Consider the following 20,778-nt stretch of genomic DNA (forward strand, 5'->3'; position numbering starts at 1 on the left):
GAGCGGGCCGGACGCCGCCGGGCCGGGGCGGTGCGCCGGCGCTGCGGCGCGACGCCTCAGGCGGCCGGCACGGGCAAGGATCCCGGCGCACCCTCGAGGCGCGCGCCTTCCGGCGCGACGGCCATGACCCCGCCCTTCGATGCCACGCCCATCCTGCGCGCAGTCGCGGCGCGGCGGCATGCGCGCCTGCTGGCGATGGATCCGGCTGCCACGCAGCAGGCGCTGCTGCTCAGCCTGGTGTGGCGCGCGGCAGCGACGCGCTTCGGACGGGACCATGGCTTCGAAGGCATACGCTCGGTCGCCGATTTCCAGCGCGCGGTGCCGCTGCGGCGCTACGAGGCGCTGCACGACGACTATCTCGGCGCGGCCCTGCCGGTGCTGGAGGATGTGCTCTGGCCCGGGCGCACGCCCTATCTCGCGCTGTCGTCCGGCACCACCTCGGGGCGCACCAAGCACATCCCGGTGACGCGGGAGATGGTGCGCGCCAATCGCGACACCGCCCTCGACGTTCTGGTCTGGCACCTGGCCGCGCATCCGCGGGCAAGGCCCTTCGGCGGGTTGTCCTTCATCCTGGGCGGATCGACCGACCTGACGCAGGTCGCGCCCGGCGTGCTCGCCGGCGACCTGTCGGGCATCGCGGCGGTCGAGGTGCCCTGGTTCCTGCGCCGCTGGGCCTGGCCGCCGGAGCGCATCGCGCTCATGCCGGACTGGGATGCGAAGCTCGCCGCGCTCGCGGCGGAGGCGCCGGCACGCGACATCCGCACGCTCTCCGGCACGCCCTCCTGGCTGCTGGTGCTGCTGGAACGCCTCGCGGCACGGCACGGCGTGCCGCCGCTGCCGTCCCTCGAGTTGCTGATCCATGGCGGCGTCGCCTGGGCGCCGTATCGCGACCGGCTGGCACCCTTCCTGCCGCCGGGCTGCACGACGCGGGAGGTCTATCCGGCCTCCGAAGGCTTCGTCGCCATCGCCGACCGCGGCGAGGGCGAAGGGATGCGCCTCAACCTCGACCGCGGCTGCTTCTTCGAGTTCGTGCCGGTGGGGGAGCTCGACGCGCCGAACCCCACGCGCCACTGGGCCGCCACCCTCGAGACCGGGGTCGAGTATGCCGTGGTCGTCTCCTCCTGCGCCGGGCTGTTCGGCTATGTGCTGGGGGATACGGTGCGCTTCGTCGATCGCGCGCCGCCGCGGCTGCTGGTCACGGGGCGAACCTCCTGGACGCTGTCGGCCTTCGGCGAGCACCTGGCCGGCGAGGAGATCGAGGCCGCGCTGCTGCATGCGGCGGCCGAGGCCGGCATCGCCGTGGCGGAATACGTGGTCGGGCCGGAATTCCTCGGCAGCGCCGGGCGCCACCGCTGGTGCGTCGAGGCGCAGGGAAGCTGCGACCCCGCGCGTCTCGCAGCGCTACTGGACGCCGCGCTGCGCGCCGAGAACGACGACTACGCGGCGCACCGCGACGGCGCGCAGCTCGCCGCGCCCGAGGTGGTGCTGGTGCGCCCCGGCGCCTTCGCCTGCTGGATGCGCGCGCAGGGCAAGATGGGGGGCCAGCACAAGGTGCCGCGCGTGGTGGCCGACCCGGAGCGCTTCGCGGCGATGGCGGCGGCGCTCAGCGCGGAGCCGCCAGCATCGCGCGGATGACATCGAGGCAGCGCCCGCACTGCGCGGCGCAGCCGCAGCGGGCATAGACCTCGGTCGGGCGGCGCGCGCCGGCGGCGATGGCGGCGGCGATATCGCCCCGCGTCAGGCGATTGCAGTCGCAGATGATCTCGTCCGGCGCCATGCCGCCGAGCATGGCGCCGGAGGCGGGCTCAGCGCCAGCCGGCGCGCTGCATGATCTGCAGCGCCTGGGTGGCACGCGCCGGGTCGCGCAGCGCCTCGATGCTGTCGGGGCGGAATTCGCCCATGGCGCGCAACAGCGGATGCATCGGCGCGCCGGTCGCCGCCGGGTATTCCATGTTGCCCTGGGCCAGGATCTCCTGCGCCTGGTCGGAGACCAGGAATTCCAGGAAGCGCCGCGCGGCGGCGGTATTGGGCGCGGTGCGCACCAGACCCGCACCCGAGACGTTCACATGCGTCCCGCGATCACCCGCGCCCTGGTTGGGGAAGATCACGCCAATGCGCTCGAACAGCGCGCGGTCCTCCGGCCGTTCGGAATTGCCGACATGGCCGAGGTAGTAGGTGTTCGAGATGGCGACACGGCACTGGCCCGATGGCAGCGCGCGGAACTGGTCGCGGTCCCCACCCTGAGGCGGGCGCGCCAGGTTGGCGGCGACGCCGCGCGCCCAGGCCTCGGTCGCCGCCTCGCCATCGGCGGCCAGCATGCTGGTGGCGAGTGCCACGTTGTAGGGATGGTTCGAGGCGCGCACGCAGACCTGCCCGCGGAAGCGCGGATCGGCAAGGTCCTCGTAGCGGCTCAGGCTGTCCGGGCGGCCGGCCTGCTTGTCGTACATGATGACGCGCCCGCGCATGGTGATGCCGAACCACTGCCCGTTCGGGTCGCGCAAGGCGGCCGGGATGCGCGCATCGACCGTGGGCAGCGCATAGGGCTGCAGGATGCCGGCCTGCTCGGCCCGCGCGAGGCGCGTGGCGTCCACGGTGATGAAGACATCGGCGGGGCTGTTGGCACCCTCGCTGCGGATGCGCGCGACAAGCTGGTCGGCATCGGCCTGGATGGTGCGCACGCGGATGCCGGTGGCGCGGGTGAAGGCGTCATACAGCACGGCGTCGGTGTCGTAATGGCGCGCCGTGTAGACGGCGATCTCCTGCGGCTGGGCCTGGGCGGCGAAGGGCGCGGCCAGGACGGCGAGCGCGAGCAGGGGGCGGCGGAGCATCGGGGACCTCATGGGCTGGTGCCGCAGGGGTATCGCATTTGCGACGCGTTCGCAAGACGGATGCGAACAATTCTCAATTCGGCGAGCCGGGGCGGCCTGCCGCCGCCCCCGGCCCGCCCTGCCCTATCCCTGCAGCCCGCGCAGGAACTTCTGCCGCGCGCTGCCCGCCGCCATCAGGAAGGCGTGGTCCGACCCGCTCAGCAGGAAGCGCGCGCCGAGGCCGATGTAGTCCCGCGCCACCACCTCATCGTAGACGCCGCCCATGCCCATGTGCTTGCCGTGGGCCTTGCAGGCCGCGGCCACCCTCGCATAGGCGGCGCGCACATCCGGGTGGCCGATCTGCCCGGCGATGCCCATGGACGCCGTGAGGTCCGAGGTGCCGATCATCAGGCTGTCCACGCCGGGAATGGCGGCGATGGCATCGGCGTTCGCCACGGCCTCGGGCGTCTCGATCATCACGCAGACCAGGATCTCGGCGTTGAGCTCGCGCTGCGCGGCGGCGGTGTCGCTCACCATGAAGCCGTATTGCGCCGGCGGCCCACCCCAGGAGCGGCTGCCGATGGGAGGGTAGCGGAAGGCCTGCACGACCGCCGCCGCTTCCGCCGCCGTGTCCACATGCGGCACCACGATGCCCATCGCACCGTTGTCGAGGCAGCGCGTGCCCTCGAAGATCGCGTCCTTGCACACGCGCACGATGGGCGTGACACCCTGCGACAGCGCCGCCATGCACATGCGCGTGGCGTCGTCCACGCTCATCGCGCCGTGCTCCATGTCGACGAACAGCCAGTCGAAGCCGCAGCCGGCGGCGATCATGCCGACCGCCGGCGTGCGCAGGTGATGCACGCCGAAGCCGAGGGCGAGTTCCCCCTTCTCGAGGCGGCGGCGGGCGAGGTTGGGGGCGATGGGCATGGTGCGTTTCCTCCGGGGAGGACGAGCGCACCATGCGCCTCGGGTCGGGTCAATCGGCCGCGCGGGCCGGCGGTTCAGCGCGCCGCGATCGCGGCGATCTCGACCTTGACGTCGCGTGGCAGGCGCGCGGCCTGCACCGTCGCGCGGGCCGGCGGATTGGTCGGGAAATAGGTGGCGTAGACCGCGTTCATGCGCGCGAATTCATTGAGGTCCGCCATGAGCACGGTGGTCGAGACGATGTCGGCCATGGTGAAGCCGGCGGCCTCGACGACGGCGCGGAGGTTGTCCAGCACCTGGCGCGTCTCGGCCTCGATGCTGCGGTCGGCGATCATCTGGTTGGTGCGCGGATCGAGCGCGATCTGGCCGGCGAGGTAGAGCGTGTTCCCCACGCGGATCGCCTGGCTGTAGGGGCCGATGGCCTCCGGTGCGCTGCGGGTGGCGACGACCCGGTCCTGCGCCGCGGCGGCAAGCGGCAGCATCAGCGCGAGTGCGGCGAGGGTCGGCAGGCGGATCATGGCGGTCTCCCGGGCTTTGGTGGCGGCCGAGGTTCACCCCGCCGGGGCGTCGCCCGCAAGCGCCGTCGTGATCAGCGCCTCCACCGTCTCGAGCCGGTCGGCCTCCTCCACCGGCTTGTCGCGGCGGATGCGCGCGATGCGCGGGAAGCGCAGCGCGACACCGGACTTGTGGCGCGTGGATCGCTGCGCCGCGTCGAAGGCCACTTCCAGCACCAGGCCGCGCTCCACCTCCCGCACCGGGCCGAAGCGGTTCGTGGTGTTGTTCCTGATCCAGCGATCGAGCCAGAGAAGTTCCTCGTCCGTGTAGCCGGAATAGGCCTTGCCGATCGGCACCAGCTCGCCATCCGCGCGCCAGACGCCGAAGGTGTAGTCGGAATAGAAGCTGGACCGCTTGCCGTGGCCGCGCTGGGCGTACATCAGCACGGCATCGACGGTGAGCGGGTCGCGCTTCCACTTCCACCACAGCCCCTTGGTGCGCCCGGCGACATAGGGCGCATCGCCGCGCTTGAGCATCAGCCCCTCGATCGAGGCGGCGCGCGCGCCCTCGCGGATGCGCGCGAGCGTGTCGAGGCTGTCGAACCCCACCAGCGGCGAGAGATCCATGCGCGGCGGGACGGCGCGCGCGTGCCAGGCCTCGAGCCGCGCGCGGCGGGCATCGAAGGGCAGCGGGCGCAGGTCGTCCGGGCCCTCGAACAGCAGGTCATAGAGGCGCACCGCGGCGGGGAAGTCGCGCTGCATCCGCGCCGTGACGGTCTTGCGGTTGAGCCGCTGCTGAAGGTCGGCGAAGGGCGCGACCTCGCCGTCGCGCACCACCAGCAGTTCGCCATCCAGCACGGCGTGGAAATCCATCGCGGCGAGGATCTCGGGGAAGGCCGCCGAGATGTCCTCGCCGCCGCGCGACCACAGCCGCGCCCCGCCCGGCCCGGCGGTGAGCTGCACGCGGATGCCGTCCCATTTCCATTCCGCGCGCCAGTCGGGCGCATGCAGCGCGGCGAGGTCCGGCGCCTCCAGCGGATGCGCCAGCATCAGCGGCCGGAAGATCGGCTGGTCGCGAGGGTCGGGGCGCGGCGCGGCGCCTTCCAGCCAGCGGAACAGGGGCGCATAGGGCCAGGCGACGCCGTGCCAGACCTCCTCGATCGCCTCCACCGGCTGGCCCGACCATTCGGCGAGTGCCACGCGCGCGAGGCGCGCCGAGACGCCGACGCGCAGGCCCCCCGTCACGAGCTTGATCAGCGCGAGGCGCCCGCCGGCATCGAGCGTATCCAGCCAGCCGGAGATCAGCGCGGGGATTTCGGATTTGGGCGTCGTCTCCAGCGCCGTCACCACATCGGACAGCGCCGGCGGCGGCGCGTTCACCCCCGCGCGCGGCTGCCAGACCAGCGCGAGCGTCTCGGCCAGGTCGCCCACGTAGTCGTAGGACAGCCGCCACAGTTCCGGGTCGATGCGCGCGGCGCCGAGTTCGCGGATCACGCCCGGCTTGGCGGCGGAGAAGACCAGGTCGTCGGTCAGCGCGGCCAGGCCGATGCCGCGCTCCGGGTCCGGCTGGGTGGCGAACCATCGTGCGAGCAGCGCCAGCTTGGCGTTGCGGCCCGGCGTGAAGACCAGGCGTTCGAGCAGTTCGGCGAAGGCGGGCAGGCTCATGGCGCGGGCGGGGGCTCCTCGCCCTCGTCCTCCTCGCCGCGGCCGACCAGGTGCAGGGCGCGGCCGCGGATGCCGCGCTGCCCCAGCGCATGGATCAGCGCGTCCTCGCGACCGTGCGTCACCCAGATCTCGGGGGCCTGCACGTCATCGGCGGTGGCGAGCAGCTCGTCCCAGTCGGCATGGTCGGAGATGACCAGCGGCAGTTCGACCCCGCCCTGCTTGGCGCGCTGGCGCACGCGCATCCAGCCGGAGGCGACGCAGACCACGGGTTCGGCAAGCCGCCGCGCCCAGCGGTCGGCCACCGCCGAGGGTGGTGCCAGCACGATCGCGCCCTTGAGGTCGTCCTTCTTCGCCACCGTCGCCGTGCGCAGCGCGCCAAGCGGCACGCCGAGCGATTCATAGACGCGGCACAGCGCGACATGCGCGCCATGCAGGTGGATGGGACGTTCCCACCCCGCCTCGCGCAGCATCGCCACCAGCCGCTGGCATTTGCCGAGCGAGTAGCAGCCCACCACATGCGTGCGCTCCGGGAACAGCGCGACCGATCGCAGCAGGCGTGCGATCTCGGCCTCCGCCGGCGGGTGGCGGAAGACCGGCAGGGCGAAGGTGGCTTCGGTGACGAAGACGTCGCAGGGCTCGGGCTCGAAGCCCGCCGCGGTCGGGTCGCGGCGGCGCTTGTAGTCGCCCGAGACCACGGCGCGCGAGCCCTGCCATTCCAGGCAGACCTGCGCCGATCCCAGCACATGCCCCGCCGGACGCAGCCAGAGCCGCACGCCGTTGATGCTGAGCGGCTCGCCGAGTGCAAGCGCCTGCTGCGTCTCCCCCGCCCTGCCCTCGCCCATCCGCTGCGTCATGATGGCGAGCGTCTCGCGCGTCGCCAGCACATGCGCGTGGCCGGGCCGTGCGTGGTCGGAATGACCATGGCTGATCACCGCGCGGTCCACCGCGCGCGTCGGGTCGATGAAGAATCCGCCCGGCTCGCAGAACAATCCGGATGGGGTGACCTTCAGCCAGGTCTCGGGATGGGGGGCGCTCACGGGGCGCATATGGGTGGCTTCCCGGCGCGATGAACCGCCGCCATATTGGCCGGCGAATGAGAACATTGCCAGAACCTTTCGCCGGCTGGTTCGCCGGGCGCGGCTGGACGCCGCGGCCCCACCAGCTCGCGCTGCTGCAGGCCGCGCAGCGCGGCGAGCACGTGCTGCTGCTGGCACCGACCGGTGGCGGCAAGACGCTGGCGGGCTTCCTGCCCTCGCTGGTGGATCTGGCGAAGCATCCGCGCGAGGGGCTGCACACGCTCTATGTCTCGCCGCTCAAGGCGCTGGCGGTGGATATCGCGCGCAACCTGACCCTGCCCGTCGAGCAGATGCGCCTGCCCATCCGCATCGAGACCCGCACCGGCGACACGCCGGCCAACCGCCGCGCGCGGCAGCGCGAACGCCCGCCACAGATGCTGCTGACCACGCCGGAGAGCCTGACGCTGCTGCTCTCGCTGCCCGATGCGCCTGCGTTCTTCGGCGGCCTTGGCGCCATCATCGTCGATGAGGCGCATGCGCTGGCCGGCACCAAGCGCGGCGACCAGTTGGCGCTGTGCCTGTCGCGGCTGGCCACGCTGGCGCCCGGTGCGCGGCGGGTCGGGTTGTCGGCCACGGTGGCGCATCCGACGCCGCTGCGCGCCTGGCTGTCGCCCAGCGCACGGGCGGATGAGGTGCGGCTGGTGGAGACGCGCGGCGGCGCGGCGCCGATCTTCGACCTGCAATTGCCGGAAGGCCGGCTGCCCTGGGGCGGCCATATGGGATTGGCTTCGGCGCCCGAGATCTATCGCCGCATCACCGACGCACGCCTCACGATCGTTTTCGTCAACACCCGCGCGCAGGCGGAACTGATCTTCGCGGCGCTCTGGCGGCTGAACGAGGCCGCGCTGCCGATCGGCATGCATCACGGCAGCCTCGAGATCGGCCTGCGCCGCAAGGTGGAAGCCGCGATGGCCGAGGGACGCCTGCGCGCCGTAGTGGCGACGGCCTCGCTCGACCTCGGGATCGACTGGGGCGATGTGGACCAGGTGATCCAGGTGGGCGCGCCCAAAGGCGTGTCGCGGCTGTTGCAGCGCGTGGGGCGCGCGAACCATCGCATGGACGAACCCTCCCGCGCCGTGCTGGTGCCGGCCAACCGCTTCGAGGTGGTGGAATGCGTCGCAGCGACGGAGGCGGTCGCCGCGCATGAGCTGGACGGCGAGCCGCCGCGCCCCGGCGGGCTGGATGTGCTGGCGCAGCACGTGCTCGCCATGGCGTGCTCCGCGCCCTTCCACCCGGATGCGCTCTACGCCGAAGTCACGCGCGCCGGCCCCTATGCCGCGCTGCCGCGGCGCGACTTCGACGACGTGCTGCGCTTCGTCGAGGATGGAGGCTATGCGCTGCAGGCCTATGACCGTTTCCGCAAGCTGTTCCGCGAGGCCGAGGGCCTGGTGCATGTGCGCGGCACCGCCGTCGCGCGGCAACTCCGCATGAACCTCGGCACCATCGTCGAGACACCCATGCTCAAGGTCCGCATCCGCGGCGGCGGCCTGGTCGGCGAGGTGGAGGAATGGTTCGTCTCCACGCTCGAGCCCGGCGACTGCTTCCTGTTCGGCGGCCAGGTGCTGCGCTACGAACGCATCGACCCCGGCGCCGTCATCGTCAGCCGCGGCGGCGAGGGCGAACCCCGCGTGCCCGTCTATGCCGGCGCGCGGATGCCGCTCACCACGCATCTGGCGGCGCGCGTGCGTGCCATCCTGTCGGACCCGCGCCGGTGGAAGCACCTGCCCGACCCCGTGCGCGAATGGCTGCGCCTGCAACGCCTGCGCTCGGAACTCCCGCCGCGCGAGGGCCTGCTGGTCGAGAGCTTCCCGCGCGGCGGCAAGTGGTTCCTGGTGGCCTACACCTTCGAAGGCCGCCTCGCGCACCAGACGCTGGGGATGCTGGTGACGAAGCGCATGGACCGCATGGGATTCGGCCCGCTCGGCTATGTCGGTACCGACTACGTGCTGTGCGTCTGGTCCGCCTTCGAGCCGCACGACGTCGAATCGCTGTTCGCCGAGGACATCCTGGGCGACGAGATGGAGGAATGGCTGGCGGAATCCTCGATGCTGCGGCGGACCTTCCGCAACGTCGCGACCATCGCCGGCCTGCTCGAGAAGAACCACCCCGGCCAGGAGAAATCGGGCCGCCAGATGACGATGAATTCCGACCTGATCTACGACGTGCTGCGCCGCCACCAGCCCGACCACATCCTGCTGCGCGCGACGCGCGCCGAGGCCGCGCAGGGCCTCACGGACGTCGCGCGCATCGCGTCCCTGCTCTCACGCGTGAAGGGGCGCATCCGGCATCGCGTGCTGGATCGCGTCTCGCCCCTCGCGGTGCCCGCCTTGATCGAGGAAGGGCGCGAATGGGTCGCCGGTGGTGCGGAGGACGCGCTGCTGGCCGAGGCCGCCGCGCTGGTGGCGGATGCGACCGACGGTGCGGAGCATTTCGCCGAGACACTGGCCGAGGTCACCGACCCGCTGCCCGTGCGCGGCACCTCGGTCGCGCGCGAGAGGCGCCGGTCGAAATGGCGCCGCGCCGCGCCGCGCATGGTGACCGGCTGATGTCTGCCGCGCCGATCCACATCGCCGGCGAACGGCTGATGCTCGACCCCGCCGGCGTGCTGCATTGGCCGGCGCGGCGGCTGCTCTGCGTCGCTGACCTGCATCTCGAGAAGGGCAGCGCCTTCGCCGCGCGCGGGCAACTGGTGCCGCCCTACGACACGCGCGAGACGCTTTCGCGCCTGCTGCCGCTGCTGCGCCGCTACCGGCCGCAGCGCGTGGTGTTCCTCGGCGATTCCTTCCACGACGACGAGGGCGCCGCGCGCGTGGCGGCGAGCGAGCGCGCCGCGCTGGTCCATGCGCTGGCCGGGCTCGAGGCTGTCTGGGTCGCGGGCAACCACGACCCTTCCGCCCCCGCCGGCCTGCCCGGCCTGGCGGCCGAGGCCTGGACCGAGGGCCGCATCGTCTTCCGCCACGTGCCGGTGCCGGGGCGCTTCGCCGGCGCCGAGATCGCCGGGCACCTGCACCCCAAGGCCGCGGCGCCGACGCGCGCCGGCAGCGTCACGCGCGCCTGCTTCCTTGCCGATGGCCAGCGCGTGCTGATGCCGGCCTTCGGCGCCTATACGGGCGGGCTCGATGTCGGCGACGCGGCGATCGCGACGCTGTTTCCGCGCGGCGGGCGGGCCTTCCTGCTCGGCGCGGAGCGGCTCTATTCCTTTCCAGTCCAGCCGCGCCGGCCGCGTATGCCCGCGCTTGCCGGGGGTTAGAGCAGATCCCGATCAGGTGGCATCACTGATCGGGTGAAGATGCTCGCCGCAACAACAGGCCGGAGGCGTTGCAGCGAGCCGAGGCGAGCGGAATCGGCTCTAGGCGGCCAGGCCTGCGTCGCCGCCCGCACCGCCCGCCAGCCAGCGCGCGCACGCCTCGCCGAGCTCGCGCCGCGCCAGCGTCTCGTAGGCGGTGCAGTCGGCCGGGGCCAGCACGTCGCGCCAGCGGCCATTCGTGCCCTTGTTGATGAAGGTCGCGCCCCCCCCATCCCAGAACACCCCGCCGAGCGGGGCGGCCTTGGCGGCATGCGCCTTCATCCAGTCGAAGCTGCAATGCTCGAGGATCGCCGGCCAGCGATCCTCGGCGACGTCGATGCCGAGGAAGGCGGCGATGCGCCGCGCCTGGCCGGGCAGGTCCGCCTTGAGGTCGTCGAAATGCAGCATCAGCAGGTTCGGCAGGTGCCGGATCGCCCACCAGGAGCGGACGTTCTCCCAGAAGGGCCAGAAGGGGTGCCCGTCCTGCGTCAGCCAGTCGAGGAAGTACTCGCGGATCGTGCCGCGCGGCGGTTCGATCGGCGGCCCGACGCGGCCGGGCGTGTCGTTCAGCGCCTGGTACCACAGCGCATTCGCATTGGCGTGGTGGTTGTGCAGGCTCCAGACCACGTCGCGCCCATCGCGCCCGATGTAGATGTATTTCGCGCGCGAGGAGTAGACCAGCGCGTCCACCGGCAGGTGCGTCTTGAGGAAGCGGCGGTGCGTCTGCGCCTCGATGGCCGGCAGCTTCTCTTCGCGCGGTGGCAGGCGCAGGTCGACCCAGGGCGAGGCCGTCGCCACGTCGAAGTCAGGCGCGCCGCCGCTCAGCAGCTGGCCGACGATCTGCTGGGTCCAGGTGGTGCCGGATTTCGCGTAGGTGCCGATGACGATGTCGTCGTCGCGGAAGGCGAAACCGTTCCACATGGTCGAATCGAAGTGGTGGTTGTGCAGCTCGCGCGTCTTGCGCGGCCAGGCGATGGCCGTTGTCATGGAAGCCCTCCTGCCGTGGTGCGAGGCGCGCCGCAGCGGCGTCGTCCCGGGCGGCACCATGACGAGGGCGATGGCCGGCCGCCATCGCCGGAGCTTGCCGATCCTTGCCGGAACTTTCCGCCGCGGTGACGCGGATCACGCCGCGAGGTAGCGCTCCGCCGCATCGGCCAGCACCTGGCAGCACAGCGCCAGGTCCTCCTCCTTGGTGTCCTCCGCCCAGTGGTGGCTGATGCCGCCGATCGAGGGCGTGAACAGCATCGCGACCGGCATGCGCTTGGCGATATACTGCGCATCGTGCCCGGCGCCGGAGGGCATGCGCGTCCAGGCCCCGGGTGCTTCCGCCTGCGCCGCGGCATCGAGGGCGGCCATCATCGCCGGGTCGCAGATCGCCGGCGTGGCGCGGGATTTCTGGACCAGCGTGGCGGGGCATTTCTCGCGCCGGTTGCTCTCCTGGACCAGCGCGCGCAGCGTCGCCTCCATCCGCTCGAGCACCGGCACGCTCACGTCGCGGAACTGGAACAGCACCTCCGCGCTGCCGGGGATGATGGAGGGCGCGCCGGGCTCAAGCGTGATGCGCCCCGTCGTCCAGGTCGAACGCGTGCCGCACACGCGCGGGAACTCCGCATCGATCGCCGCCAGCAGCCGCACGGCGGAAAGCCCCGCGTCGCGCCGTTCCGCCATGGTGGTGCCGCCGGCGTGGTCCTGCTGGCCCTCGAAGCGGATCAGCCACTGCCAGATGGCGACGATGCCGGTCACCACGCCGACGCGAAGCCCGGCACTTTCGAGCTGCGTGCCCTGCTCGATATGCATCTCGAAGAAGCCCTTGTGGCGACCGGCTTCGAGCTGCATGCGCGGCTTGCCGGCGAGGCCCGCCGCCGCCAGCGCATCGCGCAAGGGCTGGCCGTCGTTGCGGGATCGCGAGCGGTCGATCTCGTCTTCCGCCAACTCGCCAATGATCGAGCGGCTGCCGAGGAAGCCGCCCTCGAAATGCCCTTCCTCGTCGGCGAAGGCCGCGACATCGACCGGCAGGCCCGCGCGCGCCAGCGCCACCCCCGCCATGACGCCGAGCGCGCCGTCGAGCCATCCGGCCTGGTTCTGGCTCTCGATATGGCTGCCCACCAGCAGGTGCGGCCCGGGGCCCTTGTGGCGGCCATAGACATTGCCGATGCCGTCGATGCTGGCCTCGAGCCCACATTCCGTCAGCCGCTCCATCAGCCAACGGCGGCTTTCCATGTCCTGCGGGGAGTAGGTCGGGCGGTGCACGCCGGTCTTGTAGGCGCCGATCTGCCGCAGCTCGTTCAGGTCGCGCAGGAAGCGGTCGGCGTCGATGCGTGGCATGGCGGGCTCCTTCGTCGTGCCACCATGCTGCGGCGCAAAATCCGCCGGGGCAAGGTGTGGCGTTAACCGTGCGGCAAGGCTTCCTGCGCTTCTGTAGGGGTGTCGCAAACCGCGACGATCCTGTCGGAGAGGGCGAAAATGACCGACCTGGCGTCCACCCCCCGGTCCACGGAAGATCTGAGCTCGGTCGCGCTGCTGCAGTCGGCCAAGGGCGCCGAGCTGCACCTGCGCGGCCATGGCGGCACGCTGCTGCGCGTGCCGCTCGCCAATGCCGACCAGCTGCGCGACCTCGCCGCCCTCGCGATGATGGCGGGCGCACTGGGCGGCGCGGCGCGGCTCGCCTGACGGCGGGCTTCCACCGCCGGCGCCGCCGGCCCTAGGCTTCCCACCGGCCCGCGTCACGACGGGCGGGAGGAAGCGCATGACACGTTTGCTGGCCGCGATCGTCGCGGTGCTGTTGGGACCCGCTGCACCTGCTCTGGCACAGGTGCAGATGATCGTGAACTTCGCCGCGGGCGGCCCCACCGACATCGTCGCCCGCATGATGCAGAACGAGATGGGCGCGGCGCTCGGCCAGCCCGTGGTGGTGCGCAACGTTGCCGGCGCCGGCGGCACAATCGGGACGGCCGAGGTCGCGCGCGCGCGCCCCGACGGCCAGACGATTCTGTTCTCCCCTGTCGGGCCCATTGCCATCCAGCCGCATTTCCGGCGCGGGCTGGGCTACGGGCTCGAGAATCTGGTGGCGATCTGCCAGGTGGCCGACAGCCCGGTGGTGATGATGACGCCGAGGACGTCGGGGCTGCGCACGGTCGCCGACGTGGTCGCGCGAGCACGCGCCCAGGGCCAGGGCTTTCCCTTCGCTTCGACCGGCGCGGGGTCGATCCCGCACATCTCGAACGTCGCCTTCATGCGGCTCGCGAACATCGAGATGAACCACATCCCCTATCGCGGCTCGGGCGAGGTGATGCTGGCCTTCCAGCAGGGCCAGGTGCAGCTGTTCACCGACCAGACCCTGCTGATCCGGCAATACGAGCTGCACCCGATCGCCTTCCTGACCGAGCGGCGCAATCCCGACTTCCCCGACACGCCGACCATGCGCGAGGCAGGCTACGACCTAGTCTACACGATCTGGTCGGGGCTCTACGCACCCGCCGGCACGCCCGAGGCGGCGATGGCGCGCCTCGAAGCGGCCTGCGAACGCGCCATCCGCAACCCCGAGGTGGTGGCCGGCATGGCGCGCGTGGCGCAGCCCATCCTGTATCGCAACCGCACGGACTTCACCGCCTTCAGCCGCAGTGAGTCCGAGAAGTTCCGAACGCTGATCGAGGCCGCCGGGCTGCGCTCGGCGGAGTAGCGCCCGATCCGCGGCGGCCGGGCGCCGGGCGGCGTGATGCGCCGGTGTCGATTCCGCCGACGATCAGGCGTCTGGCGGCAGCACGTCCGCACCGTTGATCTCCAGCGCCTCGAGCACGCGGGAGACGCAGTTGTATCCGGCGATGGTGGCGGTCAGCTCCACCAGTTGCCGCGGCGGGAAGATCTCGCGCACGGCGTGCGCAACGTCATCGGGCACATGCACCTGCTTCGTCATCGCGTCGCAATAAGCGAGCGCGGCGCGGTCGGTGGCGTCGAAGGCGTCGCTCGCCTGCCAGTCCTTCAGCGCATCCAGTTGGGCCTGGGTCGCGCCCTCGGCCAGCGCGATCGGCGCATGCGCCTCCCACTCATAGGAGGCGCCGTTGATCGCGGCGATGCGGCAGATCACCAGTTCCCGCAGCCGCCCCGGCAGGGTGGACTTCCAGCGGATGGCGTCGAACATGCCGATCCAGCCGGCAGCGATCGGCGGCGCGTGCAGCAGCATCCGGTGCAGGTGGCCGATCTTCTTGCGGGATGCGCGGATCGCGCCTGCCGCCTCGACATGGTCGGGATGCGCGGTGTCGGCATAGGGAATGCGGGCCATGGGGTTCCTCCGTGCCGCGCAGTGTGGCGCGCGCGGCGCGGGCCGTGAAGTCAGGCTCGGCGGCGCAGCAGGTAGCGCTGCCGGCCATCCATCACCAGCACGCCCTTCTGGTTGTGCACAGTGCTGCGCAGGCCGAGCACGCCGGTGGTGCGCTGCGGCGTGAGCTCGTCCACCTCGAGGGCGGCGTAGAGCGTATCGCCGACGAAGACCGGGTGGAGGAAGCGCGAGGATTGCTCGAGGAAGCCCTTGAGCGACTCCTCGACCAGGTGCGGGAAGATGCCTGCGCCGGCGGCGGTCTGGATCGCCACCTGGAAGCCGTGGGCCAGCATGTGCGGCATGCCGCGCGCGCGGCAGTATTCCACATCGTAGTGGACCGGGTGGTTGTCGCCCGAGGCTGCCTGGAAGGCGAGGAAGACCGCCTCCGTCATGGTGCGGCTGGGCAGCACGAAGCGCTCGCCGAGCGTGAAGTCCTCGAACCACCGCTGCTCCGGCACCATGCGGTGCGCGGCGGGGTCGAAGGTCACGTGACGTAGCCGAATTCGCGGTCGCGCGCCGCCGCCGCCGCATCGCGCGCCGCCGGATCGCCGAAGCCGCCGCCGCCGGAGGTCTCGAGGCGCACGATATCGCCCCGCACCAGCCGCACGCCGTCGGATTTCGGCGCGATGGGTGTCTCGACACCATCACGGATGCGCACCAGGCGCCCGAGGCTGCCCGGCCCACCGCCCGCCAGCCCATAGGGCGGGAAGCGGAAGCGATCCATGTTCGCGGTGAAGACGCCGGCCGGGCTGTCCACCCGCCATTCGCGATACAGCCCGAGTCCACCGCGGTGCGCCCCCACCCCGCCCGAGCCCGGCAGCAGCCCGTAGCGCGTGATGCTGAGCGGCATCTGGCTCTCGATCATCTCGACCGGGATATTGGCGTTGTTGTGCATGCCGAAGGACCAGGCGTTGACGCCGTCCTTGCCGGGGGCGGCGCCGGTGCCGCCGATCTCGATCTCGACCAGCACCTCGCGCGATCCGTCGGCGCCCTCGGTCTGGAAGGTCGCGACGTAGGATCCGCCGTAGTAGGCGGCCGGCATCCGGTCCGGCAGCGCCTGGTGCAGGCAGCCGAACATGACGTTCGCGAGGCGATGCGACACCGCGACGCGATGCGCGACCGAGGCCGGCGCGCGGCAATTGGTCACGCTACCCTCGCGATGCGTGATGCGGATCGGCCGGTAGCAGCCGGCATTGGCCGGCATGGCGCCGTCGGTCGCGGCGATGATGGCGTAGTAGACGGCGCAGTTCGACATGGCCGGCGTGCAGTTGATGGGCCCGCGCTGCTGGTCGGCGCAGCCGGTCAGGTCCACCGCGATCTCGTCGCCCTGCACGGTGACCACGGCGTGCAGCCGCACCGGCTCGCCCGAGATGCCGTCATCGTCGAGGAAATCCTCGAACTCGTAGCGCCCGTCGGGCATGGCGCGGATCGCCGCGCGCATCGCCGCCTCGCTCATGTCGAGGATGCGCGCGGTCGCCTCCGTGATGCCCTCAGCACCGTAGCGCTCCGCGAGCCGGCGGATGGACGCCGCGCCGACCTCGAGGCTCGCCAACTGCGACTGCAGGTCGCCCAGCATCAGCGCCGGCTTGCGGACGTTCTGGCCGATCATCTCCCACACGGCACGGTTGAGCCGCCCGTTCTCGATCAGCTTCAGCGGCGGGATGCGCAGCCCTTCCTGGAACACCTCCGTCGCGGTCGCCGCATAGGAGCCCGGCGCCATGCCCCCCATGTCGATGTGGTGGCACAGCGCGCCGACATAGGCGACGCGCCGGCCCTCATGCATCACCGGCTTGAAGACCAGCACGTCGTTGAGGTGCTGCGCGCCGCAATAGGGGTCGTTGGTGGCCACCACATCGTCCGGGCCCCACTCATCCGCCACCACGAAGCGGTCGAGCAGCGTGCGCAGCGCCGCCCCCATGGAGTTCAGGTGCTGCGGGATGCGCGCCGATTGCGCGACGTTGTTGCCCTCGGCATCGAACACCGCGGTGGAGTAGTCCAGCAGTTCCCGCACGATGGTGCTGCGGCTGGTGCGCCAGATGGTGATGTCCATCTCGGCCGCCGCGGCGGTCAGCGCGTTGCGGATGACCTCGATCTCGATGGGGCCGAGCGTCATGGCGTCTCACCCTTCGTTGCATGACGGGCAATCAGCGTGCCCGCGGCGCCGAGCCGCGCCGTCCAGCCACGCGTGATCCAATGGGTGGCGAAGGCTTCGTCGACGATGGCGGGGCCTTCGATGGTGTCGGTGGCGGTCATCGCCTCGCGGTCCCAGACCGGGATGTCGCGCCAGGCGCCGGTCTCGAAGGCGCGGCGCGTGCCCTTGAGCGCCGGGCGATCGGCGGGCGGCGGGTCGCCGGGCTCGGGCTTGTCGAGCAGCCCGGTGGCGATGGCGCGCAGCGTCACGATCTCTACCGGATCGCCGGGGTTGGCGTAGGAGAAGCGCTGGCGGTGCATGGCGTGGAAGGCCTCGACCAGCGCCGCCAGGTCGCCCGCATCGGGCGTGCTCACCTCGCCCCAGGGCACCAGCAGTTCGAAGGCCTGGCCATGGTAGCGCATGTCGGCGGCGATGGTGACGCGGCGGCGCTCGGGCGCGATGCCGTCCTGCGCGAGGCGCGCATCGGCCTCGGTGCGCAGCGCGGCGATGGCCTCCGCGATGTGGGCCAGGTTCGCGGGCGACGCGCGCATCACGCGCGAACGCGCGATGTCCTGCGTGAGATCCGAGAACAGGATGCCATAGGCCGAAAGCGTGCCCGGCTCCCGCGGGAAGGCCACTTCGCTGATGCCCAGCTCCGCCGCCACCTCGGTCGCATGCAGCCCGCCGGCGCCGCCGAAGGAGAGCAGGCAGAAGTCGCGCGGGTCGAGCCCCTTCTCGAACAGCGAGAGCCGGATCGCCGCGCCCAGGTTCGCGTTGGTGACGGTGAGCATGCCCTCCGCCGCCTGCTCGACCGACAGGCCGAGGGGCGTGCCGACGCGCGCCTCCAGCGCCGCGCGCGTGGCCGGCATGTCGAGCTTCATCATCCCGCCGAGGAAGAAGTCGGGATCGAGCCGGCCGAGCGCCAGGTTCGCATCCGTGACGGTGGGTTCCGTGCCCCCGCGCCCATAGGCGACCGGGCCCGGGCGCGCGCCCGCGCTGCGCGGGCCGACGGTCAGCCGACCGCCCGCATCGACCGCGGCGATCGACCCGCCGCCGGCGCCGATGGTGCGCATCTCGACCATCGGCAGGCGCACCGGCAGGCGGTCGATCTCGCCCTGGGTGATGACCGCCACGCGGCCCTCCTGCACGACCGAGACATCGAAGGACGTCCCGCCCATGTCCACCGCCACCAGGTTCGGCCGGGCCAGCAGCGCGGCGAGCCGTCCCGCCGCCAGCGCCCCGCCCGAGGGGCCGGACAGCAGCAGCCGCGCCGGCTGTTCCGCCGCCATGCGCAGGCTGCACACGCCGCCATTGGACTGCACGAGGAAGACCAACGGATGGAAGCCGCCCTCCCCGAGCCGTGCTTCCAGCCTGTCGAGATAGGCCTTCACCACCGGCACCAGCAGCGCGTTCAGCACGGTGGTCGATGTGCGTTCGTATTCGCGGATCTCGGGCGAGATGTCGGAGGAGAGCGAGACCGGCAGGTCCGGCCGCGCGGCGCGGATCATCGCCGCCAGGCGCTGCTCATGCGCCGGGTTGGCATAGGCGTGCAGCAGCGAAACGGCGACGCACTCCGCGCCCAGTGCGGCGATTCGATCCAGCAGCGCGGGGATCGCCGCCTCGTCGAGCGGCCGTTCCGCGCTGCCATCGGCGCGCAGGCGCTCCGGCACGCCGAGCCGCCGGTCGCGCGGGATCAGCACCGGGAAGGGATCAGGGGCGAGGCCGTAGATGTCGCGCCGGACATGGCGGTTGATCTCGAGCACATCCTCGAAGCCCGCGGTGGTGAGCAGCACGCCGCGCGACAGCCTCCGTTCCAGCACCGCATTCGTCGCGATGGTGGTGCCATGCAGCAGTAACCCCACATCCGACAGCGCGAAGCCGAAGCGCTCCGCGGCCTCGCCCACGCCGCGCAGCAGGCCGATGGAGGGATCCTCCGGCGTGGTCGGGGTCTTCCAGGCGCGCGCGATGCCCTGGCGCGCATCGAGGATCTGCAGGTCGGTGAAGGTGCCCCCGATGTCGACCGCGATGCGGACGGGGCGGGCGGTGTCTGTGCTCACGCGCGGAATTCCGTTCGAAATGTCAGCCCATCACGGATGGCAGCCACAGCGCCATGCCGGGAAAGACCATGAGCAGGACGACCGCCAGGAGATAGACGGCCAGGAAGGGCATCACGCCCACGAAGACATCGGTGATCGGCCCGGGCCGCTTGCGCATGCCCTGCAGCACGTACATCACCGTGCCGTCGGGCGGACTGATCTGCGCGATCTCCACCAGCATGGTCACGATCACGCCGAACCAGATCGGGTCGTAGCCCAGCGCCACCACGATCGGGAAGACCACCGGCACCGTGGTGATGATCATGGAGAAGCCCTCCATGAAGGTGCCGAGCGCGACATAGAGCATGATGATGCACAGCATGATCCCCCAGGGCGGGATCGGCAGCCCGGCGATCAGCGCCGAGAGCGCCTGCGGCACGTTGATGATGGTCAGGATGTAGTTGAGCAGGTAGGCGCCGAACAGGATCAGCCCCAGCAGCGCCGTGTTGCGCGCGGTCGCCTCGGCCGAGGCGTTCAGCATCCGCAGGTTCAGCTTGCCCTCGAGCGCGGCGAAGAAGGCCGCACCCACCACGCCGAGCGCGGCGGCCTCCGTCGGTGTCGCGAAGCCGCCATAGATCGAGCCCAGCACGAGCAGGATCAGCAGCACCGTCGGCACCAGGTCCACCAGCGCACGCAGTTTCATCGCGATCGGTAGCGGCGGCGGCTTCTCCATCGGGTGGCGCAGGCCATGCGCCAGGATCACCAGGATGAACAGCCCGGTCACCAGCAGCGAGGGAATGATGGCGGCGATGTAGAGCGCGCCCACCGAGGTCTCGGTGATCAGCCCGTAGATGATGAAGGTGATCCCCGGCGGGATCAGGTTGCCCAGCGCCCCGCCCGCGGCGAGCGAGCCCAGCACCATGCGCTGGCTGTACCTGGTGTCCTGGAAATAGGGCAGCGCGACCGAGCCCATGGTCGCGGCGGTCGCGACCGAGGATCCGCTGATGGCCGAGAACACCGCGCAGGAGACGATGTTGGTGTGCAGCAACCCGCCCGGCATGCGGTTCAGCCAGACGTTCAGCGCCTTGTAGAGCCGGTCCGACAGGCCCGCGCGCAGCAGGATCTCGCCCATCAGCAGGAACAGCGGCACCGCCACCAGCACGAAGTTGCTGGACGGCCCCCACAGGGTCTGCCCCAGGAAGGCCCACCACGGCCGGTCCGAGAAGATGAAGCCGGTCAACACGCCGAGCGCGCCCAGCACCGCCGCGATGTAGACGCCCGAGCCGAAGAAGACGACGAAGACCGCGACCAGCATCAGGATCTCGGCGACCGGCACCGCCTGGCCGGTGGTGGCGGTGGCGAAGACGGTGACACCCAGCAGCGCGAGCAGGAAGACGATGGCGATCACGGCACCTTGGCCTCGCCCTCATGCGCCATGGCCACCGCCTCCAGCGCTTCCTCCGTCTCGTCCTCGAGCGTGCGGGACCCGAGCAGCCCATCCAGCGCCGCGCCCTGCCCCGCCGCCAGCGTCAGCACCGCCTCCAGCAGCAGCACGCAGCAGGTGACGACGAAGGCCGAGATGCCGAAGGCCCAGATGCCCTGCGGCCAGACCATCAGGATGCGCAGCGCGGAATTGTCGTGCGCGTCGAACAGCGCGCTCTCCTCCACCAACTCCCAGGCCGACCAGGCGATCAGCACGCCGAGCATGGTCAGCAGCAGCAGCGAGAGCACATGCAGCGGTGCGCGCAGCCGCACCGGCAGGCGGTTGGCGAAGACATCGACGCGGATATGCGCACGGCGAATCAGCGTATGCGCGAGCCCCCAGGCGATCCCCCCCGCCAGCATGTAGCCGGTCACCTCCACCGTTGCCTGGGAGGAGAAGCCGAGGAAGGCGCGCGCGACGATGTCGAAGGTGATGAAGATGGCGCAGGCGAGATAGGTCCAGCCCGCCACATGCGCCATCACCGAGGCCGCGCGCCCCGCGCCGCGCCGCAGCGCGCGCGCGGCGCGCAGCGGCGCGGGCGAAGGGGTGACGGCCCCG

The 20,778-nt window shown here is 71.6% G+C and carries 19 protein-coding genes; 5 read left to right on the top strand and 14 right to left on the bottom strand.

The genetic code is table 11. The annotated features are described in order from the left end of the window. Nucleotides 1-123 precede the first annotated feature (123 nt). On the top strand, nt 124-1,635 hold the full coding sequence (locus HW578_RS10045) for a GH3 family domain-containing protein (RefSeq protein WP_198370422.1): 1,512 nt from the start codon (nt 124-126) through the stop codon (nt 1,633-1,635). On the opposite strand, the gene HW578_RS10050 is transcribed toward HW578_RS10045, so the two are convergent. The 6 genes from HW578_RS10050 to HW578_RS10075 all read right to left on the bottom strand — a co-directional run bounded on the left by HW578_RS10050 (nt 1,604) and on the right by HW578_RS10075 (nt 6,939). Beyond that, complete coding sequence (locus HW578_RS10050) at nt 1,604-1,789, bottom strand: (2Fe-2S)-binding protein (protein WP_232478850.1); 186 nt, start codon at nt 1,787-1,789, stop codon at nt 1,604-1,606. The two genes, HW578_RS10045 and HW578_RS10050, sit on opposite strands and share 32 nt — an antisense overlap. A gap of 16 nt (nt 1,790-1,805) precedes the next feature. Further along, nucleotides 1,806-2,828 carry a Fe(3+) ABC transporter substrate-binding protein gene (locus HW578_RS10055; RefSeq protein ID WP_198370423.1) on the bottom strand — a complete coding sequence of 341 codons (1,023 nt, stop codon included), beginning with the start codon at nt 2,826-2,828 and terminating at the stop codon, nt 1,806-1,808. A 123-nt stretch (nt 2,829-2,951) separates the two neighbouring features. Continuing rightward, a complete protein-coding gene (locus tag HW578_RS10060) occupies nt 2,952-3,737 on the bottom strand; it encodes an HpcH/HpaI aldolase family protein (RefSeq protein ID WP_198370424.1) in 786 nt (261 codons plus the stop codon). 74 nt (nt 3,738-3,811) lie between these two features. Further along, nucleotides 3,812-4,252: a Rid family detoxifying hydrolase gene (locus tag HW578_RS10065; RefSeq protein WP_198370425.1), complete on the bottom strand. Its 441-nt coding sequence runs from the start codon at nt 4,250-4,252 to the stop codon at nt 3,812-3,814. A 33-nt stretch (nt 4,253-4,285) separates the two neighbouring features. Continuing rightward, on the bottom strand, nt 4,286-5,893 hold the full coding sequence (locus tag HW578_RS10070; protein WP_198370426.1) for a cisplatin damage response ATP-dependent DNA ligase: 1,608 nt from the start codon (nt 5,891-5,893) through the stop codon (nt 4,286-4,288). Continuing rightward, nucleotides 5,890-6,939: a ligase-associated DNA damage response exonuclease gene (locus HW578_RS10075; RefSeq protein ID WP_198370427.1), complete on the bottom strand. Its 1,050-nt coding sequence runs from the start codon at nt 6,937-6,939 to the stop codon at nt 5,890-5,892. Before HW578_RS10075 ends, HW578_RS10070 begins: the two co-directional genes overlap by 4 nt. Before the next feature lie 47 nt (nt 6,940-6,986). Between HW578_RS10075 and HW578_RS10080 the strand changes: the two genes are divergently transcribed. Beyond that, a complete protein-coding gene (locus tag HW578_RS10080; RefSeq protein ID WP_198370428.1) occupies nt 6,987-9,515 on the top strand; it encodes a ligase-associated DNA damage response DEXH box helicase in 2,529 nt (842 codons plus the stop codon). After that, complete coding sequence (gene pdeM, locus HW578_RS10085; RefSeq protein ID WP_198370429.1) at nt 9,515-10,219, top strand: ligase-associated DNA damage response endonuclease PdeM; 705 nt, start codon at nt 9,515-9,517, stop codon at nt 10,217-10,219. Before HW578_RS10080 ends, pdeM begins: the two co-directional genes overlap by 1 nt. 99 nt (nt 10,220-10,318) lie before the next feature. Here the strand turns inward: pdeM and HW578_RS10090 are convergent, their stop codons facing one another. Together HW578_RS10090 and HW578_RS10095 are read right to left on the bottom strand one after the other, a co-directional pair. After that, on the bottom strand, nt 10,319-11,242 hold the full coding sequence (locus HW578_RS10090) for a sulfotransferase domain-containing protein (protein WP_198370430.1): 924 nt from the start codon (nt 11,240-11,242) through the stop codon (nt 10,319-10,321). Nucleotides 11,243-11,377: 135 nt separating this feature from the next. Then, on the bottom strand, nt 11,378-12,580 hold the full coding sequence (locus HW578_RS10095) for a Zn-dependent hydrolase (RefSeq protein ID WP_198370431.1): 1,203 nt from the start codon (nt 12,578-12,580) through the stop codon (nt 11,378-11,380). 138 nt (nt 12,581-12,718) lie between these two features. Between HW578_RS10095 and HW578_RS10100 the strand changes: the two genes are divergently transcribed. Next, nucleotides 12,719-12,925: a hypothetical protein gene (locus HW578_RS10100; RefSeq protein ID WP_198370432.1), complete on the top strand. Its 207-nt coding sequence runs from the start codon at nt 12,719-12,721 to the stop codon at nt 12,923-12,925. Nucleotides 12,926-13,001: 76 nt separating this feature from the next. Beyond that, complete coding sequence (locus tag HW578_RS10105; RefSeq protein WP_198370433.1) at nt 13,002-13,934, top strand: Bug family tripartite tricarboxylate transporter substrate binding protein; 933 nt, start codon at nt 13,002-13,004, stop codon at nt 13,932-13,934. 63 nt (nt 13,935-13,997) lie between these two features. Here HW578_RS10105 and HW578_RS10110 read toward each other — a convergent pair whose 3' ends face one another. The 6 genes from HW578_RS10110 to HW578_RS10135 all read right to left on the bottom strand — a co-directional run. Next, on the bottom strand, nt 13,998-14,534 hold the full coding sequence (locus HW578_RS10110; protein WP_198370434.1) for a carboxymuconolactone decarboxylase family protein: 537 nt from the start codon (nt 14,532-14,534) through the stop codon (nt 13,998-14,000). A 50-nt stretch (nt 14,535-14,584) separates the two neighbouring features. Beyond that, nucleotides 14,585-15,058 carry a MaoC family dehydratase gene (locus tag HW578_RS10115; RefSeq protein WP_369407866.1) on the bottom strand — a complete coding sequence of 158 codons (474 nt, stop codon included), beginning with the start codon at nt 15,056-15,058 and terminating at the stop codon, nt 14,585-14,587. After that, nucleotides 15,055-16,683, bottom strand: a complete 1,629-nt coding sequence (locus HW578_RS10120) for a hydantoinase B/oxoprolinase family protein (RefSeq protein ID WP_198370435.1) — start codon at nt 16,681-16,683, stop codon at nt 15,055-15,057. Before HW578_RS10120 ends, HW578_RS10115 begins: the two co-directional genes overlap by 4 nt. Continuing rightward, complete coding sequence (locus HW578_RS10125; RefSeq protein WP_198370436.1) at nt 16,680-18,758, bottom strand: hydantoinase/oxoprolinase family protein; 2,079 nt, start codon at nt 18,756-18,758, stop codon at nt 16,680-16,682. The genes HW578_RS10120 and HW578_RS10125 overlap by 4 nt, the downstream gene beginning before the upstream one ends. A gap of 22 nt (nt 18,759-18,780) precedes the next feature. Then, nucleotides 18,781-20,145 carry a TRAP transporter large permease gene (locus HW578_RS10130; protein WP_198370437.1) on the bottom strand — a complete coding sequence of 455 codons (1,365 nt, stop codon included), beginning with the start codon at nt 20,143-20,145 and terminating at the stop codon, nt 18,781-18,783. Next, nucleotides 20,142-20,778: TRAP transporter small permease subunit (locus HW578_RS10135; RefSeq protein WP_198370438.1), on the bottom strand; the 637-nt coding region annotated here is incomplete at its 5' end. The genes HW578_RS10130 and HW578_RS10135, both read right to left, overlap by 4 nt.

It is taken from the genome of Roseomonas rosulenta, assembly GCF_016106005.1.
Classification (GTDB): domain Bacteria; phylum Pseudomonadota; class Alphaproteobacteria; order Acetobacterales; family Acetobacteraceae; genus Neoroseomonas; species Neoroseomonas rosulenta.

Bases quoted from the DNA above. Each gene is read 5' to 3' on its own strand.
- pdeM (WP_198370429.1), top strand. From the start codon at position 9,515: ATGTCTGCCGCGCCGATCCACATCGCCGGCGAACGGCTGATGCTCGAC.
- HW578_RS10095 (WP_198370431.1), bottom strand. From the start codon at position 12,580: ATGCCACGCATCGACGCCGACCGCTTCCTGCGCGACCTGAACGAGCTG.
- HW578_RS10110 (WP_198370434.1), bottom strand. From the start codon at position 14,534: ATGGCCCGCATTCCCTATGCCGACACCGCGCATCCCGACCATGTCGAG.
- HW578_RS10120 (WP_198370435.1), bottom strand. From the start codon at position 16,683: ATGACGCTCGGCCCCATCGAGATCGAGGTCATCCGCAACGCGCTGACC.
- HW578_RS10070 (WP_198370426.1), bottom strand. From the start codon at position 5,893: ATGAGCCTGCCCGCCTTCGCCGAACTGCTCGAACGCCTGGTCTTCACG.
- HW578_RS10065 (WP_198370425.1), bottom strand. From the start codon at position 4,252: ATGATCCGCCTGCCGACCCTCGCCGCACTCGCGCTGATGCTGCCGCTT.
- HW578_RS10055 (WP_198370423.1), bottom strand. From the start codon at position 2,828: ATGCTCCGCCGCCCCCTGCTCGCGCTCGCCGTCCTGGCCGCGCCCTTC.
- HW578_RS10090 (WP_198370430.1), bottom strand. From the start codon at position 11,242: ATGACAACGGCCATCGCCTGGCCGCGCAAGACGCGCGAGCTGCACAAC.
- HW578_RS10100 (WP_198370432.1), top strand. From the start codon at position 12,719: ATGACCGACCTGGCGTCCACCCCCCGGTCCACGGAAGATCTGAGCTCG.
- HW578_RS10050 (WP_232478850.1), bottom strand. From the start codon at position 1,789: ATGCTCGGCGGCATGGCGCCGGACGAGATCATCTGCGACTGCAATCGC.
- HW578_RS10045 (WP_198370422.1), top strand. From the start codon at position 124: ATGACCCCGCCCTTCGATGCCACGCCCATCCTGCGCGCAGTCGCGGCG.
- HW578_RS10060 (WP_198370424.1), bottom strand. From the start codon at position 3,737: ATGCCCATCGCCCCCAACCTCGCCCGCCGCCGCCTCGAGAAGGGGGAA.
- HW578_RS10075 (WP_198370427.1), bottom strand. From the start codon at position 6,939: ATGCGCCCCGTGAGCGCCCCCCATCCCGAGACCTGGCTGAAGGTCACC.
- HW578_RS10080 (WP_198370428.1), top strand. From the start codon at position 6,987: ATGAGAACATTGCCAGAACCTTTCGCCGGCTGGTTCGCCGGGCGCGGC.
- HW578_RS10105 (WP_198370433.1), top strand. From the start codon at position 13,002: ATGACACGTTTGCTGGCCGCGATCGTCGCGGTGCTGTTGGGACCCGCT.